The 21,340-nt window shown below is 73.7% G+C and carries 21 protein-coding genes and 1 tRNA gene; 8 read left to right on the top strand and 14 right to left on the bottom strand.

Annotation, left to right across the window (positions count from 1 at the left end; translation table 11 throughout):
• Positions 1-7: 7 nt before the first annotated feature.
• The 6 genes from J0910_RS08450 to purU all read right to left on the bottom strand — a co-directional run bounded on the left by J0910_RS08450 (position 8) and on the right by purU (position 2,814).
• Positions 8-445, bottom strand: a complete 438-nt coding sequence (locus J0910_RS08450) for an Asp23/Gls24 family envelope stress response protein (RefSeq protein WP_420157966.1) — start codon at positions 443-445, stop codon at positions 8-10.
• Positions 445-630 (bottom strand): hypothetical protein, encoded by a 186-nt coding sequence (locus tag J0910_RS08445; RefSeq protein WP_420162126.1) that lies wholly within the window; start codon positions 628-630, stop codon positions 445-447. Before J0910_RS08445 ends, J0910_RS08450 begins: the two co-directional genes overlap by 1 nt.
• A 32-nt stretch (positions 631-662) precedes the next feature.
• Complete coding sequence (locus J0910_RS08440) at positions 663-956, bottom strand: hypothetical protein (RefSeq protein ID WP_420157965.1); 294 nt, start codon at positions 954-956, stop codon at positions 663-665.
• Between the two features lie 4 nt (positions 957-960).
• Positions 961-1,458: an Asp23/Gls24 family envelope stress response protein gene (locus tag J0910_RS08435; RefSeq protein WP_420157964.1), complete on the bottom strand. Its 498-nt coding sequence runs from the start codon at positions 1,456-1,458 to the stop codon at positions 961-963.
• A gap of 31 nt (positions 1,459-1,489) precedes the next feature.
• The gene (locus tag J0910_RS08430) at positions 1,490-1,687 is read right to left on the bottom strand and encodes a CsbD family protein (protein ID WP_420157963.1); all 198 of its coding nucleotides are present in this window, start codon (positions 1,685-1,687) and stop codon (positions 1,490-1,492) included.
• Positions 1,688-1,917: 230 nt separating this feature from the next.
• Positions 1,918-2,814: a formyltetrahydrofolate deformylase gene (gene purU, locus J0910_RS08425; RefSeq protein ID WP_420157962.1), complete on the bottom strand. Its 897-nt coding sequence runs from the start codon at positions 2,812-2,814 to the stop codon at positions 1,918-1,920.
• 189 nt (positions 2,815-3,003) lie between these two features.
• Between purU and J0910_RS08420 the strand changes: the two genes are divergently transcribed.
• A complete protein-coding gene (locus tag J0910_RS08420; RefSeq protein ID WP_420157961.1) occupies positions 3,004-4,221 on the top strand; it encodes an alanine racemase in 1,218 nt (405 codons plus the stop codon).
• 85 nt (positions 4,222-4,306) lie between these two features.
• Here the strand turns inward: J0910_RS08420 and J0910_RS08415 are convergent, their stop codons facing one another.
• Complete coding sequence (locus tag J0910_RS08415) at positions 4,307-4,711, bottom strand: DUF3618 domain-containing protein (RefSeq protein ID WP_420157960.1); 405 nt, start codon at positions 4,709-4,711, stop codon at positions 4,307-4,309.
• Between the two features lie 16 nt (positions 4,712-4,727).
• A complete protein-coding gene (locus tag J0910_RS08410; protein ID WP_420157959.1) occupies positions 4,728-5,813 on the bottom strand; it encodes a CDP-alcohol phosphatidyltransferase family protein in 1,086 nt (361 codons plus the stop codon).
• Between the two features lie 361 nt (positions 5,814-6,174).
• On the opposite strand from J0910_RS08410, the gene bcp reads away from it, so the two are divergent.
• Positions 6,175-6,660 (top strand): thioredoxin-dependent thiol peroxidase, encoded by a 486-nt coding sequence (gene bcp / locus J0910_RS08405; RefSeq protein ID WP_420157958.1) that lies wholly within the window; start codon positions 6,175-6,177, stop codon positions 6,658-6,660.
• Positions 6,661-6,794: 134 nt separating this feature from the next.
• Positions 6,795-6,868 (top strand) — tRNA-Leu (locus tag J0910_RS08400).
• 137 nt (positions 6,869-7,005) lie between these two features.
• On the opposite strand, the gene J0910_RS08395 is transcribed toward J0910_RS08400, so the two are convergent.
• The 6 genes from J0910_RS08395 to J0910_RS08370 all read right to left on the bottom strand — a co-directional run bounded on the left by J0910_RS08395 (position 7,006) and on the right by J0910_RS08370 (position 13,824).
• The gene (locus tag J0910_RS08395; RefSeq protein WP_420157957.1) at positions 7,006-8,373 is read right to left on the bottom strand and encodes a serine/threonine-protein kinase; all 1,368 of its coding nucleotides are present in this window, start codon (positions 8,371-8,373) and stop codon (positions 7,006-7,008) included.
• Between the two features lie 290 nt (positions 8,374-8,663).
• Positions 8,664-10,016: a M16 family metallopeptidase gene (locus tag J0910_RS08390; protein ID WP_420157956.1), complete on the bottom strand. Its 1,353-nt coding sequence runs from the start codon at positions 10,014-10,016 to the stop codon at positions 8,664-8,666.
• Between the two features lie 52 nt (positions 10,017-10,068).
• On the bottom strand, positions 10,069-11,376 hold the full coding sequence (locus J0910_RS08385) for a M16 family metallopeptidase (protein ID WP_420157955.1): 1,308 nt from the start codon (positions 11,374-11,376) through the stop codon (positions 10,069-10,071).
• Between the two features lie 142 nt (positions 11,377-11,518).
• Positions 11,519-12,175: a class I SAM-dependent methyltransferase gene (locus tag J0910_RS08380; RefSeq protein ID WP_420157954.1), complete on the bottom strand. Its 657-nt coding sequence runs from the start codon at positions 12,173-12,175 to the stop codon at positions 11,519-11,521.
• Positions 12,172-13,380, bottom strand: a complete 1,209-nt coding sequence (locus tag J0910_RS08375; protein ID WP_420157953.1) for a pyridoxal phosphate-dependent aminotransferase — start codon at positions 13,378-13,380, stop codon at positions 12,172-12,174. The genes J0910_RS08380 and J0910_RS08375 overlap by 4 nt, the downstream gene beginning before the upstream one ends.
• A gap of 60 nt (positions 13,381-13,440) precedes the next feature.
• A complete protein-coding gene (locus tag J0910_RS08370; protein ID WP_420157952.1) occupies positions 13,441-13,824 on the bottom strand; it encodes a BlaI/MecI/CopY family transcriptional regulator in 384 nt (127 codons plus the stop codon).
• 287 nt (positions 13,825-14,111) lie between these two features.
• Here J0910_RS08370 and J0910_RS08365 point away from each other — a divergent pair, with 287 nt between their 5' ends.
• From J0910_RS08365 to J0910_RS08345, 5 genes are all read left to right on the top strand, one after another.
• Positions 14,112-14,597, top strand: a complete 486-nt coding sequence (locus tag J0910_RS08365) for a pyridoxamine 5'-phosphate oxidase family protein (RefSeq protein WP_420157951.1) — start codon at positions 14,112-14,114, stop codon at positions 14,595-14,597.
• Positions 14,598-15,172: 575 nt separating this feature from the next.
• The gene (locus J0910_RS08360; RefSeq protein ID WP_420157950.1) at positions 15,173-18,835 is read left to right on the top strand and encodes a multifunctional oxoglutarate decarboxylase/oxoglutarate dehydrogenase thiamine pyrophosphate-binding subunit/dihydrolipoyllysine-residue succinyltransferase subunit; all 3,663 of its coding nucleotides are present in this window, start codon (positions 15,173-15,175) and stop codon (positions 18,833-18,835) included.
• A gap of 3 nt (positions 18,836-18,838) precedes the next feature.
• The gene (locus tag J0910_RS08355; protein ID WP_420157949.1) at positions 18,839-19,018 is read left to right on the top strand and encodes a DUF6104 family protein; all 180 of its coding nucleotides are present in this window, start codon (positions 18,839-18,841) and stop codon (positions 19,016-19,018) included.
• Between the two features lie 352 nt (positions 19,019-19,370).
• Positions 19,371-20,225 (top strand): DUF4097 family beta strand repeat-containing protein, encoded by an 855-nt coding sequence (locus J0910_RS08350; RefSeq protein ID WP_420157948.1) that lies wholly within the window; start codon positions 19,371-19,373, stop codon positions 20,223-20,225.
• On the top strand, positions 20,222-21,325 hold the full coding sequence (locus J0910_RS08345; protein ID WP_420157947.1) for a PadR family transcriptional regulator: 1,104 nt from the start codon (positions 20,222-20,224) through the stop codon (positions 21,323-21,325). Before J0910_RS08350 ends, J0910_RS08345 begins: the two co-directional genes overlap by 4 nt.
• The last annotated feature ends 15 nt before the right edge of the window (positions 21,326-21,340 follow it).

The following is a 21,340-nucleotide window of genomic DNA, read 5'->3' as shown; positions in this document are numbered from 1 at the left end:
CCGGCGCTCATCCGACCCGCCCGGCGCGCACCAGCCCGGCGACGTCGATGTCGACCCTGGGCACCTGCATCCCGGTCAGCTCCTCGACCCGTCCGGCGACCCGGGCCCGCAGCTCGGCGGTGGTGCTGCGGAGCGGGACCGGGTAGGCCAGGGCCACCGTCAGCCGGATGACCGCGGTGCCGCCGCTCAGCCGGGCCTGGGCGCGCGCCGGCTCCGGTCCGCCGAACGGGCCGCGGCCGCCGAGCGGGCGCACCCCGGGCTGCTCGGCGGCGGTGCGGACCGCGATCTTCTCCACCACCCGGGCGGGGATCGCGGTCCTGCCGCGCGCCCCGGCCTCCACCGGGGCGCCGGGCCGCGCCGGCCGGGCGGCCCGCTGCCCCGGCACCTGCGGCGCCGGGGCGGTGGCCGCGCCCTCTCCCCCGCCTGCGGGCACCACGGCCCCCATCAGGTGCGCCGGGTGAACAGGTCGGACAGGTCGAGGTCGCCCTGTATCGCCCGGCCGGCCAGGAACCCGAGCAGCCCCAGCACCAGGACCAGAACGAACGCACCGAACCCGCCGAAGGCTCCGGCGACGCCGAGCACCGACCCGAAGGCCAGTCCGACGATCGGCCACAGCTGCACGCCCTCCATGCCCGCCTCCTCACCCCGGCCGCGGCCGGGGGCTAGACCGTCCCCGCCACCACGTCCTCCACCGAGACGTGCACGCCGCCCGGGCCGGCCTCCGCGGCCGCGGCCTCGCGCACCTCCTCGGCGATGTCGGGCAGGGGGCGGCCGTAGCGGACCACGACGCCGACCTCGACGCCGGAGTCGCGGACCGCCACCCCTTTGACCCGGACCCCGGCGCCCAGCGTGGCGATCGTGCCGTAGGGTCCGGCCGACAGCTCCACCACGTCCGGCAGGGCCGCCACCCGCTCGGCCACCCGCCGGGCGGTCTCGATCACCTCCGTGCCCGACATCGGCTCACTGCACCCGGGGCGGTTCGCCGCCCTCCGCCTCCTCGCCCTCGTCGGGCAGGTGGATGTCGTCGATGCTGATGTTGACCTCGGTGACCTCCAGGCCGGTCATCCGCTCCACCGAGCCGATGACGTTGCGCCGCACCGCGGACGCCAGGTCCGGAATGGACACCCCGTAGTCCACCACCAGGTCGATGTCGACGGCGGCCTGCCGCTCGCCGACCTCGACCGCGACGCCGCGCGCCGCCGATCCGCCGTCCGATCCTCCCGATCCGGACGACACCAGCCGGTCGCGGACGGCACCGAAGGCCCGGGCGGCCCCGCCGCCCATCGCGTACACGCCGCTCACCTCGCGGGCGGCCATGCCCGCGATCTTGGCCACCACGTGGTCGGCGATCTCGGTGCGCCCCTCGGCGGTGACCAGGTCGCCGCTCTGCGAGCGCGACCGGCGGTTCTCGTCCGGGCGGGCCCCCGGCACCTTCGCCTCGCTCTTCGTGTCGGTCACTGCGCCCCCTCCTCCTCGGCCTCGGCGCCGGTCAGCGCTTGAAGGCGTCCTTGGCCTTCTTCGCGGCCTCCCCGGCCTTCTCCTTGGCCTCCTTGGCGGCCTCCTTCGCGGCGGCCTTGGCCTGGTCGGCCTTGCCCTCCCGCTCCAGGTCCTCGTCGCCGCTGATCCTGCCGGCGCCCTCCTTGGCCTTGCCTGCGAGGTCGTCGAACTTGTCTCCAGCGTCGCCCATGGCCGTTCTCCCCCCGTTGCGCGCCGCCCCCGCGGCGCCGGCCGGCGGTGCGGCCCCGCCCCGGAAGGGGGTGCGCCGCTCCGCCTCGGTCGTGAATCGACCCCAACCCTACTGTCACGCCCGGTCACACCAAAGAACCGACGAGTAATAAAACGAAAAACGGCCGGACCCGGGGCGCCCCCGGTTCCGACCGTTTCCTCCGCCGGCCGGCGGAAGAAGCCCTCTCCCGGTCAGCGGAAGACGACCGTCTTGGAGCCGTTGAGCAGCACCCGCCGCTGGGCGTGCCAGTTGACCGCGCGGGCCAGCGCCACCGACTCCAGGTCGCGGCCGATCGCGGTGAGCTGCTCGGGGCTGTGCGTGTGGTCCACCCGGGTCACCTCCTGCTCGATGATCGGGCCCTCGTCGAGGTCGGCGGTGACGTAGTGCGCGGTCGCCCCGACCAGCTTCACCCCGCGCGCGTGCGCCTGGTGGTAGGGGCGGGCGCCCTTGAAGCTCGGCAGGAAGGAGTGGTGGATGTTGATGATCCGGCCGGACATCTTGGCGCACAGGTCCTCGGAGAGCACCTGCATGTAGCGGGCCAGCACCACCAGGTCCACGTCGTGGGAGTCGACCAGCTCCAGCAGCCGGCGCTCCTGGTCCCGCTTGCTCTCCGGGGCGACCGGCAGGTGGTGGAAGTCCAGCCCGTAGGAGCGGGCGAGGAATTCGAGGTCGGGGTGGTTGGAGACGACGGCCGCGATGTCGGCGTCGAGCAGCCCGCTGCGCCACCGGTAGAGCAGGTCGTTCAGGCAGTGCCCGAACTTCGAGACCATGACGAGGGTGCGCGGCCGGCGGTCGCGGCGCCACAGCCGCCACTCGGTGGCGGGGTCCGTGCCGTCCCCGCCGGCCGGCAGCGCGGCCGCCAGGCCCGCGAACGCGGCGCGCAGCCCGTCCTCGCCGATCGGCCCGGCCCCCGGGCGCGCCTCCGCGATGAACTGGGTGCGCAGGAAGAACCGGCCGGTGTAGTGGTCGCCGTACTGCTGGCTCTCGGTGATGTTGCAACCGTGCTCGGCGAGCAGGTTCGCCACCGCGGCGACGATCCCGCGGCCGTCGGGGCAGGACAGCGTCAGCACGAATTCACGGTCGTTCATGGTTCACGGCACTCCGGAAGACAGCGAGAGCACTGCAGGTCAGCAGCGATCACCCAGGTTATCCAGGTGCGGCCGCGCGCGGGGGCGACAGCGCGCGGATCCGGTGCGATCCCACATCCACACCCGCCCCAGCGCACACATCCCGGACATATATGAATGTTTTTCATGAAGGTATGGGATGCTCCGCATATGAGAAGCGCTCGCGAAAGCTACGACGCGGCGACCCGGGACCTCACCGCCCCGTTCGCCGTCGTGGACCTGGCCGCGTTCCGCGCCAACGCCGCCGACCTGGCCGAACGCGCCGGGGGCACCCCCATCCGCATCGCCAGCAAGTCCCTCCGCTGCCGCGCCCTGCTGCGGACGGCGCTCGGGCTCCCGGGGTTCGCCGGCGTCATGGCCTTCACCCTCCCCGAGGCGCTCTGGCTCGCCGCCGACCCCGACGGGCCGGTCAGCGACGACGTCCTGGTCGCCTACCCCACCGCCGACACCGCCGCCATCGCCGAGCTCGCCGCGGACCCGCGCGCCGCCGCCTCCGTGACGCTGATGGTCGACTCCGTCGCCCACCTCGACCTCATCACCCGGGCCGCCCCCGATCCGGTGCTGCCGATCAGGGTCTGCATCGACGTGGACACCAGCTGGCAGCCGCTCGGACCGCGGATGCGGATCGGCGCGCACCGGTCGCCGCTGCGCACCCCCGCGCACGCCGCCGCGCTCGCCCGGGCCGTGCTCCGCCGGCCGCAGCTCCTGCTGGACGGCGTGATGGCCTACGAGGCGCAGATCGCCGGCGTGGGCGACGACCCGCCCGGCCGCCCGCTCTACGGCCGGACGCTCCGCTGGGTGCAGGGCCGCTCCCGCCGCGAACTGGCCGCGCGGCGCGCCGCCATCACCGAGGCGGTGCGGGACGTCGCCGAGGTGCGCTTCGTCAACGGCGGCGGCACCGGCAGCCTGCACACCACCAGCAGGGAGCCGGCCGTCACCGAGGTGGCCGCGGGCTCCGGCCTGTACCAGCCGCACCTGTTCGACCACTACACCGGCACCGACCGCCGCCCGGCCGCGCTGTTCGCGCTGCCCGTGGTGCGCCGCCCCGCCCCGGGCGTGGCCACCGCGCTCGGCGGCGGCTACCCGGCCTCCGGCGCGGCCGGCGCCGACCGGCTCCCGGTCCCCTACCTGCCGGAAGGGCTCGCCTACAGCCCCACCGAGGGGCCCGGAGAGGTGCAGACCCCGCTGATCGGCCCCGCCGCCGACGGACTCGCCGTCGGCGACCGGGTGTGGATGCGGCACGCGAAGGCCGGCGAGCTGTGCGAGCGCTTCGCCGAGCTGCACCTGGTCGACGGAATCGGCACCGGGGCCGCCCGCGTGGTGCGCACCGCGCCCACCTACCGGGGCGAGGGCCGGACCTTCCTCTGACCTCCGGCGCCCCGCCCCCGGACGCGGACGGGGCGGGGAGGGGGCCGCACCCCCTCCCCGCCCCGGAGTCCTCCCGGACCGGCGGTCAGCGCCCGCGCCTGGCCCTGCGGCGCACCAGCGCGACCACGCCGACGACCACCGCGATGCCCACCCCGGCGCCGAGGATCAGCGCCTCCGGCGGGAGCTGGCCGCGGGTGGAGTAGGTGGAGACCACCTCGTCCTCGCCCTTGAGCCGGACACTGCCCTGAGGGGGGTCCTCGACCCGGCTGTCCACCCGGACCGCGCTGCCGGTCGCCAGCGCGCGGGCCTCGTCGACCAGGCGCTCGCCCGCGCCGCGCAGCCGATCGGCTCCGCGCCGCGCGAGGTTGGCCGGCCTGGTCCGGTCGTTGAGCTCGTCGAGCGTCGCGGCCAGCCTCCGCTGCACCTGCTCGATCTCCGCCCGGACCCCGGCCGGGTCTCGGCGCGCCCCGGCGGGGCCGCTCTCCTCCATAAAGCGCTTCCTTCCGCTACCGCAGGGTCACCTGTGAGGAGTCCGCGACCGGCCCCAGGGCCGACGCCCCCTCATGCGGCCCCGTGAATCCCAACGCGCCTTCGATCCCGTCCACGACACGGAAGAAGTCCCGCGTGGACAACCACAGTTTATAGATGATCGCGATCTCGAAGGCGAGGAGCAAAACACCCGCTATCGCAGTGATCCAGACGATCGCGGCAGCCGAGACCACCCCGGCGAGCGGGGCCAGCACGAACACCGCCATCTGGAACTCGATCCCGCTGACCAGGTGGGTGCGGATCCGGCGGGCCCGGAGCGCGTCCCACACCCGCTGGTACCAGGGGAACCGGGTGCGGAACTCCTGGTGCAGGTCGACCCGGGGCAGCGGGCGGACCAGGTGCACGTCGGGCTGCTTGCCCGCGACCGCGTCCTGGCGGCTCTCCTTCTCGGTCTGGGTGCGCAGGATCTGCTCCAGCACGGAGATCCCGTGCCGCAGCACGGCCTGCTCGCCCTGGTCGCTCATCGGCCGCTGCCCGGCGCCCGGCGCACCGTCCTCGCCGACCAGCATGGACAGCTCGGCGCGGGCCCGCTCCAGCACGCCGGCGATCCGCGAGCGCATCTCCCGGCGCATCTTGTACACCTGGAGCGCGTCGAGGTAGCGCAGCATGTCCGCGGAGACCACGGCCAGCGCCATCCAGACGAAGACCACCTGGCCGCCGACCACGTACTGGCCGCCCATCAGCGCGACCGCGCACACCAGCACCCGGAACCGGTCGAAGACGTAGTCCATCCAGGAGCCGAACATCGTCTCCCGGTCGGTCAGCCGGGCGAGCTTGCCGTCCATGCAGTCCAGCAGGAAGCACAGGAAGTACAGGAGCGCGCCGGCGACCAGGAAGGCCGGCGTCCCCATCGCGAAGCACGCCGCCGCGCCCAGCCCGAAGAAGAGCGCAGCCACGGTCAGCTGGTCCGGGGTAATCCGGGTGCGGTTGGCGGCCAGTCTCACCAGCCTGACCGCCGCGGGGTCGACGAAGGCCACCGTCCACCACGAGTCGCGTGCGCGGCACGTGCGCTCCCGGACATCGTCCAAGGTGTATTCGGCCATCGTCGGTGCGCTCCCGGGCGGGTAGGGGTTCCGGTCGAGGTGTGTGACGGATGAGTCTACGCATCCGGCAGGCGGCCACAAGGGGGGCCGCCGCGTTCCGGACCTCCGGCGGCGGGGCCACCGCGGCCGGCCGCCGAGGGGCGGACGGCGTCCCGGCGGGCGGCTCTGCGCTCGACGGCGCTCGGGAGGGGCCGCGCCGGGGAGGGCGGGGGCGCCCGGCGGCGATCCGGAATCCGCACAACCCTACGCGATACCGGGCACTTCCCCTGCATGTCGTGCCCCCTCGCCCCCCGGCGGCGCGCCGGGAATAGGCTGGGCCGGTCAGATCCAGCCACCACGGACAGCAGAGGAACACAGTCCCGTGACCGACACCAGCGCGCGCCTGCAGCCGGGCGACACCGCCCCCGACTTCACCCTCCCCGACGCCGACGGGAACCCGGTGACGCTGAGCGAGGTGGTCAAGGCCTCCGGCGGCAGCGCGGTCGTCTACTTCTACCCCGCGGCGATGACCCCCGGGTGCACCACGGAGGCCTGCGACTTCCGGGACAACCTGCGGGCCTTCGACTCCGCGGGGCTCACCGTGCTCGGCGTCTCCCCGGACGCCCCGGAGAAGCTCGCCGCCTTCCGCGACCAGGAGGGCCTGACCTTCCCGCTGCTCGGCGACCCGGAGAAGGCCGCCCTGCAGGCCTACGGCGCCTTCGGCGAGAAGAAGAACTACGGCCGCGTGGTGCAGGGCGTCATCCGCTCCACCTTCGTGATCGGCCCGGACATGGCCGTGCAGAAGGCCTTCTACAACGTGAAGGCCACCGGCCACGTGGACCGGATCAAGCGCGAGCTCGGGCTCTAGCGGCGCGTTTTCGCAGGCCGGGACGGGGGTCCGCGACCGAGTTGCGGTTCCTCCCCCGGAGCTGCCATTCTCGACAGCGGCGGCCCCCGGGACGCCCGCGGGGGTCCTCCCCATGGGCCGGGGAGGCCGCGCACGGGGCCGTAGCCCAATCGGCAGAGGCAACCGTTTTAGGGGCGGTCCAGTGCGGGTTCGAATCCCGCCGGCCCTACGGCTGGACGTACGACGGAGGCGCAGGCGGCGGGCCGCCTGCGCCTCGGTTCTCCCGGCGGGCCCTTCCGGCGCGCTCCGGACCCTGCGCGGCCCGGCCCCTCCCCGCCGAGCGGGGGGAGAGCGCCCCTCCTCCGGTCAGCGGAAGAGCAGAGCCCACAGCACCACCGCGAGCAGCGCCAGCACGCCCAGCCCGACGCCGATGACGACCGGCAGGCGGGTGCCGCCCCGATGCTTCCCCGAGCTGGTCAGGCCGAGGGTGTCGGTGGACTCCCGGATGGAGGTGAGCAGGTGGCCCACCGCCTCCGGGCGGTGCCGCTGCAGCCGCTCGTGCAGGTGGCTGACCGACTCCGAGACCGAGTCGTGCAGGTCGGAGACGGACTCCTGGAGCGAGTGGCGCAGCACGTGCGCGCCCTGCCGGAAGTGCTCCCGGGCGGAGTCGCGGGAGGACTCCTCGCCCCCGCCGCCCGCCTCGGCCTCCGCCTCCCCGTCCCCGGCCGGCGCCGCCTGCACGCCGCCGGCCTGCTTCTGCGGCGGGACGACCGGGGTGGCGCCGGTCTCCGCGGCGGACCGGGCGGCCGTCTCCGGGCTGGTCTCCGGCGCCCAGGGGGCGAGCGCGGCGATCCGCAGCATCTTGGCGGCGTTGTCGGCGGTGAGCCGGTCGGCCGGCTTGACGTGCAGCAGGCCGGCCAGGACCGGGGCGAGCGGGCCGGCGTGCTCGGCGGCCGGCGGCTCCTCCAGCTCGACGCCCTTGAGGATGCGGATGTAGCCCTTGCGGTCGTAGGGCGGGTGGCCCTCGACCGCGGTGTAGAGGGTGGCGCCCAGCGACCACAGGTCGGACTCGGGGCCGACCGGGCCGGCCTTGGCCCGCTCCGGCGGGATGTAGGACGGCGATCCGATGATCCGCCCGGAGGTGGTCAGCGCGGACTCCCCCGCCCACGCCGCCAGCCCGAAGTCGGTCAGCACCACCCGGCCGGCCTCGCTGATCATCACGTTGTCCGGCTTGACGTCGCGGTGCACGATGCCCTCGTCGTGCGCGGCCTTGAGCGCGTCGACCAGCTGCAGGCCAATCTCGGCGACCCGCTGGTAGGGCAGCGGGCCCGCGACGTCGAGGATCTCCGCCAGGGTGCTCGCCACCACGAGCTCCATGACGATCCAGGGGCGGTCGTCCTCGTCCACCACATCGAGCACGGTGACCACGCCGGGGTGGGTGAGCCGGGCCGCGACCCGGGCCTCCCTGGTGGTGCGGCGGAGCAGCTGCTCGCGCTCTTCGGAGGAGAGGTCGGTGGGCAGGCGCAGCTCTTTGATCGCCACTTCGCGGTCGAGGACGAGGTCGGTGGCGCGCCAGACGGTGCCGACACCGCCCCGGGCGATCTCCTCCCGCATCCGGTAGCGCCCCTTCAGCACGCGCTCCTCCGGCCCGGCCTCGAGGGTGGTCGGGCGCGCGGAGTCGGACGAGGGGTCGGGCCGCTCTGTCTCTGGGTTCTCGATGGAGGACACGGTCACTCAGCGGGTCTTTTCGAGGGCCATCGCGGCCTCCTGCGGGCGGTTCGCGGTCGCGTCGACGGCGGCGTCGACCAATGCTCGGACCAATCGTTATATCAGCTCGAATGGGCGTCCGAACTGGCGGTTGCCGGATCACGACCACTTGGCTTCGGTTCTGTTATGTCCGATCGGACGCCCCGCATTCCGTGATCCGGCTCTCCCCGAAATGTATGCACCACATCACGGGCTTCAAACCGGTGCGCGGGGTCGATCCGGCCGGCGTCGCAGGTTACGACGCCGGCCGGGGCCGATCAGTTCCAGAGGTTCTCCGGGTCGCGCACGTCGACCTGGCCGAACCCGGCCTCGCCCAGCGGGTCCTTCAGCGAAGCGGCGTCGCCGACCGCGATCACCGCCGTCGCCGCCGGGTCCAGGTACTCCTCGGCCGCCGAGCGCAGGTCCTCGGCGGTGAGCGCCTCGTAGCCGGCCCGCAGCCGGTCGACGTGGTCGGCGGGCAGGTCGTGCACGACCATCTCGACCAGCGCGTGGGCCAGGCTGCGGGCGTTGGAGTAGGTGACCGGGAGGCCGACGGTGTTGGCCTGGCGGACCGCGGCGAGCTCGCTCTCGGTGGCGCCGTCCGCCTTGAACCGCCGGACCTCCTCCAGCGCCGCGGTGAGCGAGGGCGCCGTGGTCGGCGTGTCCACCTGGGTGCTGATCAGGAAGACGCCGCTGTCCCGGCGCAGGTCGAACCGGCTTCCCACGCCGTAGGTGTAGCCGAGCTCCTCGCGCAGCTTCTGGTTGAGCCGGGAGGTGAACATGCCGCCCAGCACCTCGCTCATGCCCTCGGCGCGCGGCAGGTCGATCTCGGCGCGGGACGGCGCGCGCTGCGCCAGGATCAGGGCCGACTGCACCGAGCCGGGGCGGTCCAGCAGCAGCACCCGGGGCAGCTCCCCGGGGGCCGGGGCCGGGGCGACCGGCTCGGGGAAGGCGACCCGGGCGGCGTCGCCGAACACCGTCCGGCCCAGCCCCTCCAGGTCGACGCCGGACAGGTCGCCGACGACGACCAGGGTGCCGGCGCCGGCGGCGACCGTTCCGGCGTGGAACTCGCGGACCATCTCCGGCTCGACGCCCTGCAGCGCCACCGGGGCGCCGCTGATCGGGGTGGCGTAGCGGCCGCTGAACAGCTGGCTGCCGATCGCCCGCATGGCCAGCCGGCCCGGCCGGGAGGCCTCCAGCCAGAACCCTTCGAGCAGCTGCTCGCGGCGGCGCAGCACGTCCTCGTCGCGCAGCGCCGGGCCGCGCACCGCCTCGGCGAACAGCGCGGTGGCGTCGGAGATCCGGGTGGTCGGCGCGTCCACACCGGTGACGAAGCTGTCCCAGGTGGCGTAGCAGATCCAGTCCGCGCCGTGCCGCTCCAGGGCGGGCGCCAGGGAGTTGTCGCCCTGGACGCCGTCCTCCAGCGACTCGGCGGTGAGCATGGCGACGCCCTTGCGGTCCGCGGGGTCGCTCAGCCCGCCGAAGGGCTGGACCAGGCGGATGGAGGCGTACTTCTGTCCGGGCACGTCGATGGCGACGATGTCGCCGCCGCCGACGGCGAGGCGGGTGTGCTCCGGGAAGGTGTAGGGCTTCGGGGCGCCGAGAACGGGGCGGGGCTGCAGCTGGCTCACAACGGCTCTCTCTTGGTGTGTGCTGGGCGGCTGGCTGGGCGTGCGCGGCGGCTCAGGCGGCGGGTTCGGCCGCCTGCTCCGCGTTCTCGGGGTCGAAGCGGACGGTGAGGCGGTTCTCCGCGACCAGCAGCCGGCCGGCGGCCTCGGCGACCTCCTCGGCGGTGATGCCGGTCCACCGGTCCGGCCAGGTGTAGGCGAGCGAGGGGTCGTCGAACAGCTGGGTGCAGGCGCCCAGCTCGTCGGCGAGCCCGGAGGGGGTGGAGATGGCCTGGAGGTGGTCCCGCTCCAGGACCGCGCGGGCCCGGTCCAGCTCCTCCTCGGTGACCCCCTCGGCCAGCGTCGCGGTCTCCTCCAGGACGGCCTGCTCCAGCTCGTCGCCGCTGACGCCCTCCCGGGCGATCGTGTTGACCAGCATCAGGCTGGGCGTGTAGCGGAACGGGATGATGTCGGCGGAGTCGCCCGGGGCGGCCAGCTCGCGCTCGATGACCAGCCGCCGGTAGAGCCGGCTGCCCTGGCCCTGGCCGAGGACGGCCGAGGCGAGGTGCATCGCGTCGAACTCGCGCTCGCCGTAGGGCGCGACCCGGTAGCCCTGGAAGACGCCGGCCGCGGGGACCGCCTCCACCACGCTCTCCCGGACCGGGCCGCCGATCGGCCCCTGCAGCGCCGCGTCGGGGGCGCCGGGGATCTCGGTGCGGGCCGGGATCGCGCCGAAGTAGCGCTCCGCCCGCTCCCGGACCTCGGCCGGGTCGAGGTCGCTGACCACGGTGAGGACCAGGTTGTCCGGCCCGTAGTGCAGCCGGTGGAAGGAGAGCACGTAGTCGAGGTCGGCGGCGTCCAGGTCGGCCATGGAGCCGATGGTCGGGTGGTGGTAGGGGTGCCCCTCCGGGTAGCCGAGGCGGAGGATGCGCTCCAGCGCGGTGCCGTAGGGCGCGTTGTCGTAGCGCTGCCGGCGCTCGTTCTTGACCACGTCGCGCTGGTTGTCCAGAACCTCCTGGGACATCCCCTCGCGCAGCGTGGCGAGCCGGTCGGCCTCCAGCCACAGCGCCAGGTCCAGGGCGTGCTCGGGCACCGTCTCGAAGTAGTTGGTGCGGTCGGTGGAGGTGGACGCGTTCATCTCGCCGCCGAGCCGCTCGATCGCGTCGAAGTGCTCGCCCTTCGCGACGCCGCCGCTGCCCTGGAACATCAGGTGCTCGAAGAGGTGGGCGAAGCCGGTCTTGCCGGGCACCTCGTGGCGCGACCCGACGCCGTACCACAGGTTGACCGCGGCGACCTGTCCGGTGGCCGCCGGGGCCGTGACCAGGCGGAGCCCGTTGTCGAGTGTGTGCTGAACGATCCGCGCAGCAGCGCCGTTGCTCGCCACTTGTGCATGCACCCCTTGTCCGGCCGGTGAAGGCCGTCGTGTGTCGTGGTCCCGGAACGCAGCCTATGCGTTCCGGGGCTCGCGCGCGCACGAACGGGGATGCGGCCCCGCGCCTCTCTCGGGGCCGCCGCGGCGCAGGGGTTCAGGCGCCGTCGCCGGTGCGGCGCAGCACCCGCAGCGACCCCACCGCCCGGACCTCGGTGAAGGCCCCGGAGTCCAGGGCCCGCCGGTAGACGTTGTAGGGCGGCCGGCCGCCGTCGGCCGGGTCGGGGAAGACGTCGTGGATGACCAGGGCGCCGCCGGGGGCGACGTGCGGGGCCCAGCCCTCGTAGTCGGCCTGGGCGGCCTCCTCGGTGTGGCCGCCGTCGATGAAGGCCATGCCGAGCGGGGCGCCCCAGAGCCGGGCGACCTCGGCGGAGCGGCCGAGCACCGCGACCACCTCGTCCTCCACCCCGGCGGCGGCCATGGTGCCGCGGAACTCGCCCACCGTGTCCAGGCGGCCGGTGCGCGGGTCGACCAGGGACGGGTCGTGGTACTCCCAGCCCTCCTGGTGCTCCTCGGAGCCGTGGTGGTGGTCGACGGTGACCACGGGGCCGCCGCCGGCCGCGCGGACCGCGGCGGCCAGGTAGACGGTGGACTTGCCGCAGTAGGTGCCGATCTCCACGACCGGGCCGAGCGGGGCGTACTCCAGGGCGGTCCGGTAGAGGGCCTCGCCCTCGTCGGCCGGCATGAACCCCTTGGCGGCCTCCGCCGCGGCGCGCAGGTCGGCGGGCATGGCGGGGGCGGTGGGTGCGGTCACGGGGCGTCTTCTCTTCTCTCCTCGGGGGCGGGTCGGCCGGCGAAGGCCCCGGTGAGGCGGCGCACCGCCTCGTCGAGCACCTCGTCGCGCTTGCAGTAGGCGAACCGCACCAGGTGCCGGCCTTCGTCGGCGTCGTCGTAGAGCACCTGCGCCGGGACGCAGGCGACGCCGGCCTCGGCCGGCAGGGCGCGGGCCAGCTCCACGCCGTCGGTGTAGCCGAGCGGGCGCACGTCGGCCATGACGAAGTAGGTGCCCTGCGGCCGCAGCACGCCGAACCCGGCGGCGGACAGGCCCGCGGCGAGCCGGTCCCGCTTGCCCTGGAGCGCGTCGCGCTGGGCCCGGATCCAGTCCTGCTCGCCGCGGATCGCCTCGGCGATGGCCAGCTGGAGGGCGCCGTTGGCGGAGAAGGTGAGGAACTGGTTGACCGTCTGCACGGCGCGCACCAGCGGCCGGGGGCCGGTCACCCAGCCGGTCTTCCAGGCGGTGACCGAGAAGGTCTTGCCGGCCGAGGAGACGGAGACGGTGCGGTCGCGCATGCCGGGCAGGGCGGCGAGCGGGACGTGCTCGGCGCCGCCGTAGACCAGGTGCTCGTAGACCTCGTCGGTGACCGCGATGAGGTCGTGCTCGCGGCAGAGCGCGGCCACCGCCTCCAGCTCGTCCCGGGTGAGCACGGTGCCGGTGGGGTTGTGCGGCGTGTTGACGATGATCAGCCGGGTGCGCGGGCCGACCGCGGCGCGCAGCTCGGCCGGGTCGAAGGTGAACCGGCCGTCCGGGCCGGGGCGGAGCGGGACGGGCCGCCGGACGGCTCCGGCCAGCGAGACCACCGCGGCGTAGGAGTCGTACATCGGCTCGAAGAGCACGACCTCGTCTCCGGGCCCGGCGAGCGCCAGCACCGAGGCGGCGATGCCCGCGGTGGCCCCGACGGTGACGTAGACCTCGCCGTCGGGGTCGTAGGAGAGGCCGTACCGGGCGGCGCGGTCCTCGGCGACCGCGGCGCGCAGCTCCGGGCGGCCGGGGCCGGGCGGGTACTGGTTGACCCCGGCGCGGATGTGCTCCGCGGCGGCGTCCAGCAGCGAGCGGGGCCCGTCGGTGTCCGGGAAGCCCTGCCCGAGGTTGATCGATCCGGTCTCGGCGGCCAGGCGGCTCATCTCGGCGAAGATCGTCTCGCCGTAGCCGCGCATCCGTTCGACAAGGGGTTCTTCCACACCGGCAGCATAGACGCGCCGCCTTCCGCGGGCGGTGCGCGGGCCCCGCCGCGCCGGCGGTCAGCCCCCGGCGGCGGCGGTCCGGTGGGCGGGGCGGAGCTCGGTGAGCGCGTCCAGGAGCCGGGCGCGGTCCTCGTCGCTGATCTCCTCGACGAAGCTGCGCATGGTGGCGCCGGGGTCTCCGCAGCCGCTGAAGACCTCGCCCATCCGGCGCGCGGCGTGCTCGGCCCTGGTCCGCACCGGGCGGTACTGCCAGGCCCGCCCGGACTTCTCCCGCCCCAGCAGGCCCTTGTGGAAGAGGATGTTGGTGACCGTCATGACGGTCGTGTAGGCGACGTCCCGCCCGTAGTCCATGGTGGCCCGGATGTCCCGCACCGCGAGGGCCCGGTCCGCGTCCCAGAGCGCGTCCATGATCGCGGCTTCGAGTTCGCCGAACTCCTTCACCAGCCCAGCACCTCCCTGGCGTCCGTGCCGTCATGCTAAGAGCGCCGCCCCCGCCGCGAAGGGGATTCCGGGATATCGCACCGATCCGCGCGCGGAGCCGGGGGGCGCCGCCCGAATCGGCGATCGCGTCCCGGCCGCGGTACCCGAATCGGCGCCGGGGCGGCCGCGCCGGACCCCGGCCCGGGCGCCCCGGTGCGGCGTGCGCCACAATCGGAACCGGTCCCTGCGGACCGGGGCGCGGTGCCCCGCCCGGCGCGGGCGGCGGCGGTCGAGCGGAGGAGGGTTCCGTGGACGAGGCGGCGGGCCGGGGCGGGAACCGGCGGGCCCGGATCAGGCTGACCGGCGAGGAGGCCGAGGCGTTCCTGGCGGCCAACCGGAAGGTGCAGGTGGCGACGGTCGGCAGGGACGGCGCACCGCACCTGTCCACGCTGTTCTACGCGATGGTCGGCGGGCGGCTGGCGTTCTGGACCTACGCCTCCTCGCAGAAGGCGGTGAACCTGCGCCGCGACCCGCGGATGACCTGCCTGGTGGACGATGGCGAGGACTACGGCGAGCTGCGCGGGCTGGTGCTGTACGGCACCGCCGAGCTGGACGGCGACCCGGCCGCGGTGGCCCGGGTCGGCACCGCGGTGACCGCGGCGATGACCGGGGTCCCGGCGGCCGATCTGGAGGGTCCGGAGGCCCGGGAGGGCATCGAGCGGGCGGGGCGCAAGCGGGTCGCGGTCTTCCTGGACGTGGAGCGGACGGCCAGCTGGGACCATCGCAAGCTCTGAGAGGCCGTCGGGGGTGCGAGCGGCCGCCCCGAATGCTCGGGCGCGGGCCGGGGGGCGCGGGCGGAGGGGCGGAAGGCCCCCGGGGCCCGCGGGCCCCGGGAGCGTTGCGCGCACCGGACCCGCTCCTCGGCCCGGCGGGACCCCCGTGGCCCGCCGGACTCGGGACCGGCCGTCCTGCCCGGTCGCGCACACACCGTACGACGCCGCGGGGCGCCCCCCGGTTCCGGCGGGCCCGGGAAATCCGTTCCGGCCCGCAGGGTTGGCCGGGGCGCGGGCGGGGCATGGTGGTCTGCGGCCGGCCTCCGCCGGACGCGGCCGACCAGGGCGGATCGGACCTTCCACCCCCGCCCTGACCTCGATTTTGTGAATGATTGTTAGGTATCTCCCAGTCCACTCTCGGCCTGGGGGGAGCATCTTCATGCCCGGACGGCTAGCCTGTTACCGGGATCGTCGGCCGGGTGATCACACCCGTGCGGCCCTGCGATGGTCGGCGTGCTCCGACTCCCGCTCCGCCGAGCGGCGGTCCCCACATCCATACATTCACAAGCGAGCTGCGGAAGAGGGCGATCTCCGCCGTGTCGTCTGAGGCGTCTCAACCCCTGACAGATTTCGGCCCGAACGAGTGGTTGGTCGAGGAGCTTTATCAGAAGTACCTGAACGACCCGAACTCCGTTGACAAGGCGTGGTGGAACTTCTTCGCCGATTACAAGTCCGGATCCGCCAAGGGGGCGGCCAAGGGTGCGCCGTCGGCCACGGGCGCACCCTCCGGCAACGGCGGGAAGGCCGAGGCCAAGCAGGCCGCTCCCGCCGCGAAGGGCGCGAAGAAGTCCGCCGAGAAGGAGGCCGGCTCCTCCGCCGCTCCCACCGACGAGGCCCTGAAGGTCACCCAGGAGCGGCTCCGCGGCGCCCCGGCGCGCACCGCGACCAACATGGAGTCCAGCCTGGCCATGCCGACCGCGACGAGTGTCCGCGCGGTCCCGGTCAAGCTGCTCTTCGACAACCGCATCGTGATCAACAACCACCTGCGGCGCGCGCGCGGCGGCAAGGTGTCGTTCACCCACATCATCGGCTACGCCATGGTCAAGGCCCTGGAGTCGATGCCGGAGATGAACCACTCCTACATCGAGCTCGACGGCAAGCCCGGTGTGGCCAAGCCCGAGCACGTCAACTTCGGCCTCGCCATCGACCTGCAGAAGCCGGACGGCTCCCGCCAGCTGGTGGTGCCCTCGGTCAAGGCCGCCGACACCATGGACTTCAAGGGGTTCTGGAGCGGCTACGAGGACCTGGTCCGCAAGGCCCGCGGCAACAAGCTGGGCGTGCCGGACTTCCAGGGCACCACGATCAGCCTGACCAACCCGGGCGGCATCGGCACCGTGCACTCGGTGCCGCGGCTGATGCCCGGCCAGGGCACCATCATCGGCGTCGGCTCGATGGAGTACCCGGCCGAGTTCCAGGGCGCCTCCCCCGAGACGCTCAACCGGCTGGCCATCAGCAAGGTCATGACGCTCACCTCGACCTACGACCACCGCATCATCCAGGGTGCGCAGTCGGGCGAGTTCCTGAAGCGCATCCACCGGCTGCTGCTCGGCGAGGACGGCTTCTACGACGAGATCTTCAAGTCCCTGCGCATCCCCTACGAGCCGGTGCGCTGGACCCAGGACATCTCGGTGGACACCTCCAACCAGCTGGACAAGACCAGCCGGGTGCAGGAGCTGATCCACGCCTACCGGGTCCGCGGCCACCTGATGGCCGACACCGACCCGCTGGAGTACAAGCAGCGCCGCCACCCCGACCTGGACGTGCTCCAGCACGGCCTCACCCTGTGGGACCTGGAGCGCGACTTCCCCACCGGCGGCTTCGGCGGCAAGCCGGTGATGAAGCTCCGCGACGTCCTGGGCGTGCTGCGGGACACCTACTGCCGCACGGTCGGCATCGAGTACATGCACATCCAGTCCCCGGAGGAGCGGGAGTGGATCCAGGCGCACGTCGAGCGCGAGCACGAGAAGCTCGACCACGACGACCAGCTGCGCATCCTGCGCCGGCTGAACAGCGCCGAGGCCTTCGAGACCTTCCTGCAGACCAAGTACGTCGGGCAGAAGCGGTTCTCGCTGGAGGGCGGCGAGTCCCTCATCCCGCTGCTGGACGGGATCATCTCCCGGGCGGCCAAGGCCGAGCTGGACGAGGTCGTCATCGGCATGGCGCACCGCGGCCGGCTCAACGTGCTCGCCAACATCTGCGGCAAGTCCTACGGCCAGATCTTCGGCGAGTTCGAGGGCAACCTGGACCCGCGCTCGGCGCACGGCTCCGGTGACGTCAAGTACCACCTGGGCACCGAGGGGACCTTCGAGACCCCGGACGGCGAGAAGATCTCCATCTCGCTGGCGGCCAACCCGAGCCACCTGGAGACCGTCAACCCGGTCGCCGAGGGCATCGTCCGCGCCAAGCAGGACGTGCTCGACAAGGGCCCGCAGGGCTTCACCGTGCTGCCGCTGCTGATCCACGGCGACGCGGCGTTCGCTGGGCAGGGCGTGGTCGCCGAGACGCTCAACCTGTCCCAGCTGCGCGGCTACCGCACCGGCGGCACGGTGCACGTCATCGTGAACAACCAGGTCGGCTTCACCACCTCGCCGGCGGACAGCCGGTCCAGCGTCTACGCCACCGACGTGGCGCGGATGGTGCAGGCGCCGATCTTCCACGTCAACGGGGACGACCCGGAGGCCGTGGTGCGCGTCGGCCAGCTGGCCTTCGCCTACCGCGAGGCGTTCAACAAGGACGTCGTGGTGGACCTGGTCTGCTACCGGCGGCGCGGGCACAACGAGATGGACAACCCGCAGTTCACCCAGCCGCTGATGTACAACGTCATCGACGCCAAGCGGTCCACCCGCAAGCTGTACACCGAGGCGCTGATCGGCCGCGGCGACATCACCGTCGAAGAGGCCGAGCAGACCCTGCGCGAGTACCAGCAGGAGCTGGAGCGGGTCTTCGCCGAGACCCGCGAGGCCGACAAGAAGCCGATCGAGCCGGGCTCGGTGGTCCGCCCCGAGGTGTTCGACGAGGGCCGGCTGGACCACACCGCGGTGTCCACCGCGATCTCCGCCGAGCAGGTCAAGGAGATCATCGACACCCAGGTGAACCTGCCCGAGGGCTTCACCGCGCACCCGCGCCTGCTGCCGCAGCTGCAGCGCCGCGCGCAGATGGTCGAAGAGGGCAGCATCGACTGGGCCACCGGCGAGCTGCTGGCCTTCGGCTCGCTGCTGCAGGAGGAGCACCCGGTCCGCCTGGTCGGCCAGGACAGCCGGCGCGGCACCTTCGGCCAGCGGCACGCCGCCCTGATGGACAAGAAGACCGGCGAGGTGCACACCCCGCTGAAGCGCTTCGACAAGGGCACGTCGAAGTTCTACGTGCACGACTCGCTGCTCAGCGAGTACGCGGCGCTGGGCTTCGAGTACGGCTACTCGGTGGAGCGCCCGGAGGCCCTGGTGGCCTGGGAGGCCCAGTTCGGCGACTTCGTCAACGGCGCCCAGTCGGTCATCGACGAGTACATCAGCTCCAGCGAGCAGAAGTGGGGCCAGCGCTCCGGCGTCACCCTGCTGCTGCCGCACGGCTACGAGGGCCAGGGGCCGGACCACTCCTCGGCCCGCATCGAGCGGTTCCTGCAGATGTGCGCGCAGGAGAACATGACCGTGGCGATGCCCACCACCCCGGCGAACTACTTCCACCTGCTGCGGTGGCAGGCCAAGTCGCCGATCCACCGGCCGCTGATCACCTTCACCCCGAAGTGGATGCTGCGCGCCAAGCAGGCGACGTCGACGGTGGAGGACTTCACCACCGGCGCGTTCCAGCCGATCATCCCGGACGCCTCGGTCAAGGCCGAGGACGTCCGCCGGGTGGTGCTCTGCTCCGGCAAGATCTACTACGACCTGGACGCCGCCCGGAAGCGCAGCGGTGACACGCACACCGCGCTGATCCGGGTGGAGCGGCTCTACCCGCTCCCGGTCGAGGAGATCCGCGCCCAGCTGGCCGCCTTCCCCAACGCGGGCGAGGTGCTGTGGGTGCAGGAGGAGCCGGCGAACATGGGCCCCTGGCCGTTCGTGGCGCTGGTCTTCTCCGAGCAGCTGGACCGGCCGTTCACCCGGGTCTCCCGCCCGGCCAGCTCCTCCCCGGCCGCCGGCTCCGCCAAGCGGCACGAGGTGGAGCAGCAGGCCGTGGTCAACACGGTGTTCCCGCCGGTGGAGTAGGCCGTGTACGAGACCGATCGCGGTGTCGAGGAGCTGGAGCGGCGGCGCGGGGCGGAGGAGGTCTCCTTCGCCTGGCTCGCCGAGCGGCTGCGCACGTTCACCGACCTGAACCCGGAGTTCGAGACCCCGGTCGACCGGCTGGCCACCTGGCTGGCCCGGCTGGAGGACGACGAGGAGGAGTGAGCCGGCGCGGACCGGCCCGGCACCGCCGAGCCGGCCCGCACCGGAGGGGATCCCCGCACCCGCGGGGGTCCCCTCTTCCGTTTCCGCCGTCCGCTCCGCGCGCCCGCCCGCCGCACCCGCCCGCCGCGTCCGGGCGGCGCGGCCCGGGTACGGGGAGGGGGAGCGGCCGCTCCGGGCGGCCGCCGGGGCGGACGGCGGACCGCTCCCCCGCCGGCCTCCCCGCGCGGAGGCGGCCTCAGGGGCGGGCCGGGGATCCCCCGGAGCCGCCCCCGAACATCGCGACATATCTTGAATTGCCGCGGGACGCGACATAACGTGTGTGTATCACCATTCGATACGAAAGGGTTTCCCGATGGCTCGCTGGACCATCGACCAGCCGACGACGCGGGTCCTGGACGGCATCGTCGCCCTTCGCATCCGCATCATCGGCGGCCATGTGAACATCCTGCCCACCGACGACCCGGTCTCCTTCGAGGTCTCCGACATCGTCGGGGAGCCGGTCCTCGCCAGCCAGCAGGCCGGCATCCTCACCATCACCTACGAAGACCTCACCGGCAGCGGCTTCCTGGACCGGCTCAAGCCGGTGCAGCTCTCCGGCTACCGGGACGTCGGCCGGCGCTCCGCCACCATCGGCGTCCGGGTCCCGCGGGACTGCCCGGTGGAGGTCACCTCGGTCTCCGCGCCGGTCGTCGCCGCCGGGCTGACCGGCAAGGTCCAGCTCCGCACCGCCTCCGGCGACGTCACCGCGGACGACCTGGGCGGCGAGCTGGAGGTCAACACGGTCTCCGGCAACCTCTCCGCCCGCAACCTGCGCGGCGGCCTGTCCTTCAACAGCGTCAGCGGACAGCTCGCCCTGGCCGGCGGGAGACTGGCGTCGTTCTCCGCCAAGACCGCCTCCGGGCAGCTCCTCGCCGACGTGGACCTCGCCGACTCGGCGCGGGTCCGGCTGGCCGGCATCTCCGGGGACGTGGCGCTGCGCCTGCCCTCGGACGCCTCGGCCACCGCGGAGCTCCGCTCCGCCACCGGCGCCCTGGACTCCCAGTTCGGCCTCGACCGGCACGACCTTCCCGGCCGGAGCCGGATGAACGGCAAGATCGGCAGCGGGATCGATCCGGCCTCCATCGGCATCACCACCGTGTCGGGGGCGGTCTCCCTGCTGCGCCGCTCGACCGACACCCCCGCCTCGCTTCCGGAGGGGAACTCATGAGCACCATCTTCGGCCACGGCCGGCTCCGGCTCTACCTGCTCAAGCTCCTGGACGAGAGCCCCAAGCACGGCTACGAGATCATCAGCCTGCTGCGCGACCGGTTCATGGGGGTGTACTCGCCCTCGCCCGGGACCGTCTACCCGCGCCTGGCCCGCCTGGAGGAGGAGGGCCTGGTCACCCATGAGGAGGTGAACGGCCGCAAGGTCTACCGGCTCACCGACCGGGGCCGCGAGGAGCTGCACGACCGCAGCTCCGACCTGGACGACCTGGAGCGCGAGCTCACCGAGTCGGTGCGCGACATCGCCCGCGCGGTCAAGGAGGACGTCCGCGACACCATCAGCTCGCTCCGCGAGGAGCTGAAGTTCGCCGCCGCCGGGAGCCGCCGCGCCCGCGGCGCCGAGCAGGAGCGCACCGGGGAGCGGGAGGAAGACGAGCAGGAGGAGCGGACCGCCTCCGGCGAGGAGCGGGAGCAGGCGGGCGAGCACGCCGGCGAGCGCTGCGGCCGCCGCGGCCCGCGCGGGTTCGGCGGCTGGTGGGAGAAGGACTGGGACCGCTTCGGCCGGTGGGGCGCCGGCTGGGGCGGCGCGTGGGGCCGGCCGGGCGAGCACGGCGAGCGCCCCGAGTTCGACCGGGCCCTGCACGACTTCACCGACCGGGTCCGCGACGTGGTCCGCGAGGCGGGCAACGTCGGCGAGTCCGCCGCCCGCGACCTGCGCCGGATCCTGGACGAGACGATCGAGGTCATCCGGCGCGACGCGGCCGGCTGGGGCCCGGCCCCGGCCCCCGAGGAGAGCGGGGACCGAGGGGACACCCCCGCCTCCGACCGGGACGGCGGGGAGGGTCCGGAGGGCGGGAGGTCCGAGGGGCCGGCCGGGGAGAAGGGCGGCCGCCCCGCCGACTCCGCGGGCCCGTCGGCGCACGGCCCGTTCGCCCAGCCCCCGGCCGACTCCGACGCCGGCTCCGACCCCTGGTCCACCGCGATCCGCGAGGACCGGGAGGAGCGGGCCCGCTCCGAAGAGCCGGAGGACCGCGGCCCCGACACGGCCGCCGCCCCGGAGAAGGACGAGAAGGAGAAGGGCGACGGCGGCACGCCGTCCTGACCCGCTCTCCCGGTC

Source organism: Nocardiopsis oceanisediminis, assembly GCF_048595525.1.
Classification (GTDB): domain Bacteria; phylum Actinomycetota; class Actinomycetes; order Streptosporangiales; family Streptosporangiaceae; genus Nocardiopsis_A; species Nocardiopsis_A oceanisediminis.
Note: the sequence above shows the minus strand (reverse complement) of the source record. Positions and strands in the feature narration are given on the sequence as shown.

Excerpts from the sequence above, each read along its gene's own strand:
- J0910_RS08450 (WP_420157966.1), bottom strand. The coding sequence starts at position 445 with ATGGGGGCCGTGGTGCCCGCAGGCGGGGGAGAGGGCGCGGCCACCGCC.
- J0910_RS08445 (WP_420162126.1), bottom strand. The coding sequence starts at position 630 with ATGGAGGGCGTGCAGCTGTGGCCGATCGTCGGACTGGCCTTCGGGTCG.
- J0910_RS08440 (WP_420157965.1), bottom strand. The coding sequence starts at position 956 with ATGTCGGGCACGGAGGTGATCGAGACCGCCCGGCGGGTGGCCGAGCGG.
- J0910_RS08430 (WP_420157963.1), bottom strand. The coding sequence starts at position 1,687 with ATGGGCGACGCTGGAGACAAGTTCGACGACCTCGCAGGCAAGGCCAAG.
- purU (WP_420157962.1), bottom strand. The coding sequence starts at position 2,814 with ATGAACGACCGTGAATTCGTGCTGACGCTGTCCTGCCCCGACGGCCGC.
- J0910_RS08420 (WP_420157961.1), top strand. The coding sequence starts at position 3,004 with ATGAGAAGCGCTCGCGAAAGCTACGACGCGGCGACCCGGGACCTCACC.
- J0910_RS08415 (WP_420157960.1), bottom strand. The coding sequence starts at position 4,711 with ATGGAGGAGAGCGGCCCCGCCGGGGCGCGCCGAGACCCGGCCGGGGTC.
- J0910_RS08410 (WP_420157959.1), bottom strand. The coding sequence starts at position 5,813 with ATGGCCGAATACACCTTGGACGATGTCCGGGAGCGCACGTGCCGCGCA.
- J0910_RS08350 (WP_420157948.1), top strand. The coding sequence starts at position 19,371 with ATGGCTCGCTGGACCATCGACCAGCCGACGACGCGGGTCCTGGACGGC.
- J0910_RS08345 (WP_420157947.1), top strand. The coding sequence starts at position 20,222 with ATGAGCACCATCTTCGGCCACGGCCGGCTCCGGCTCTACCTGCTCAAG.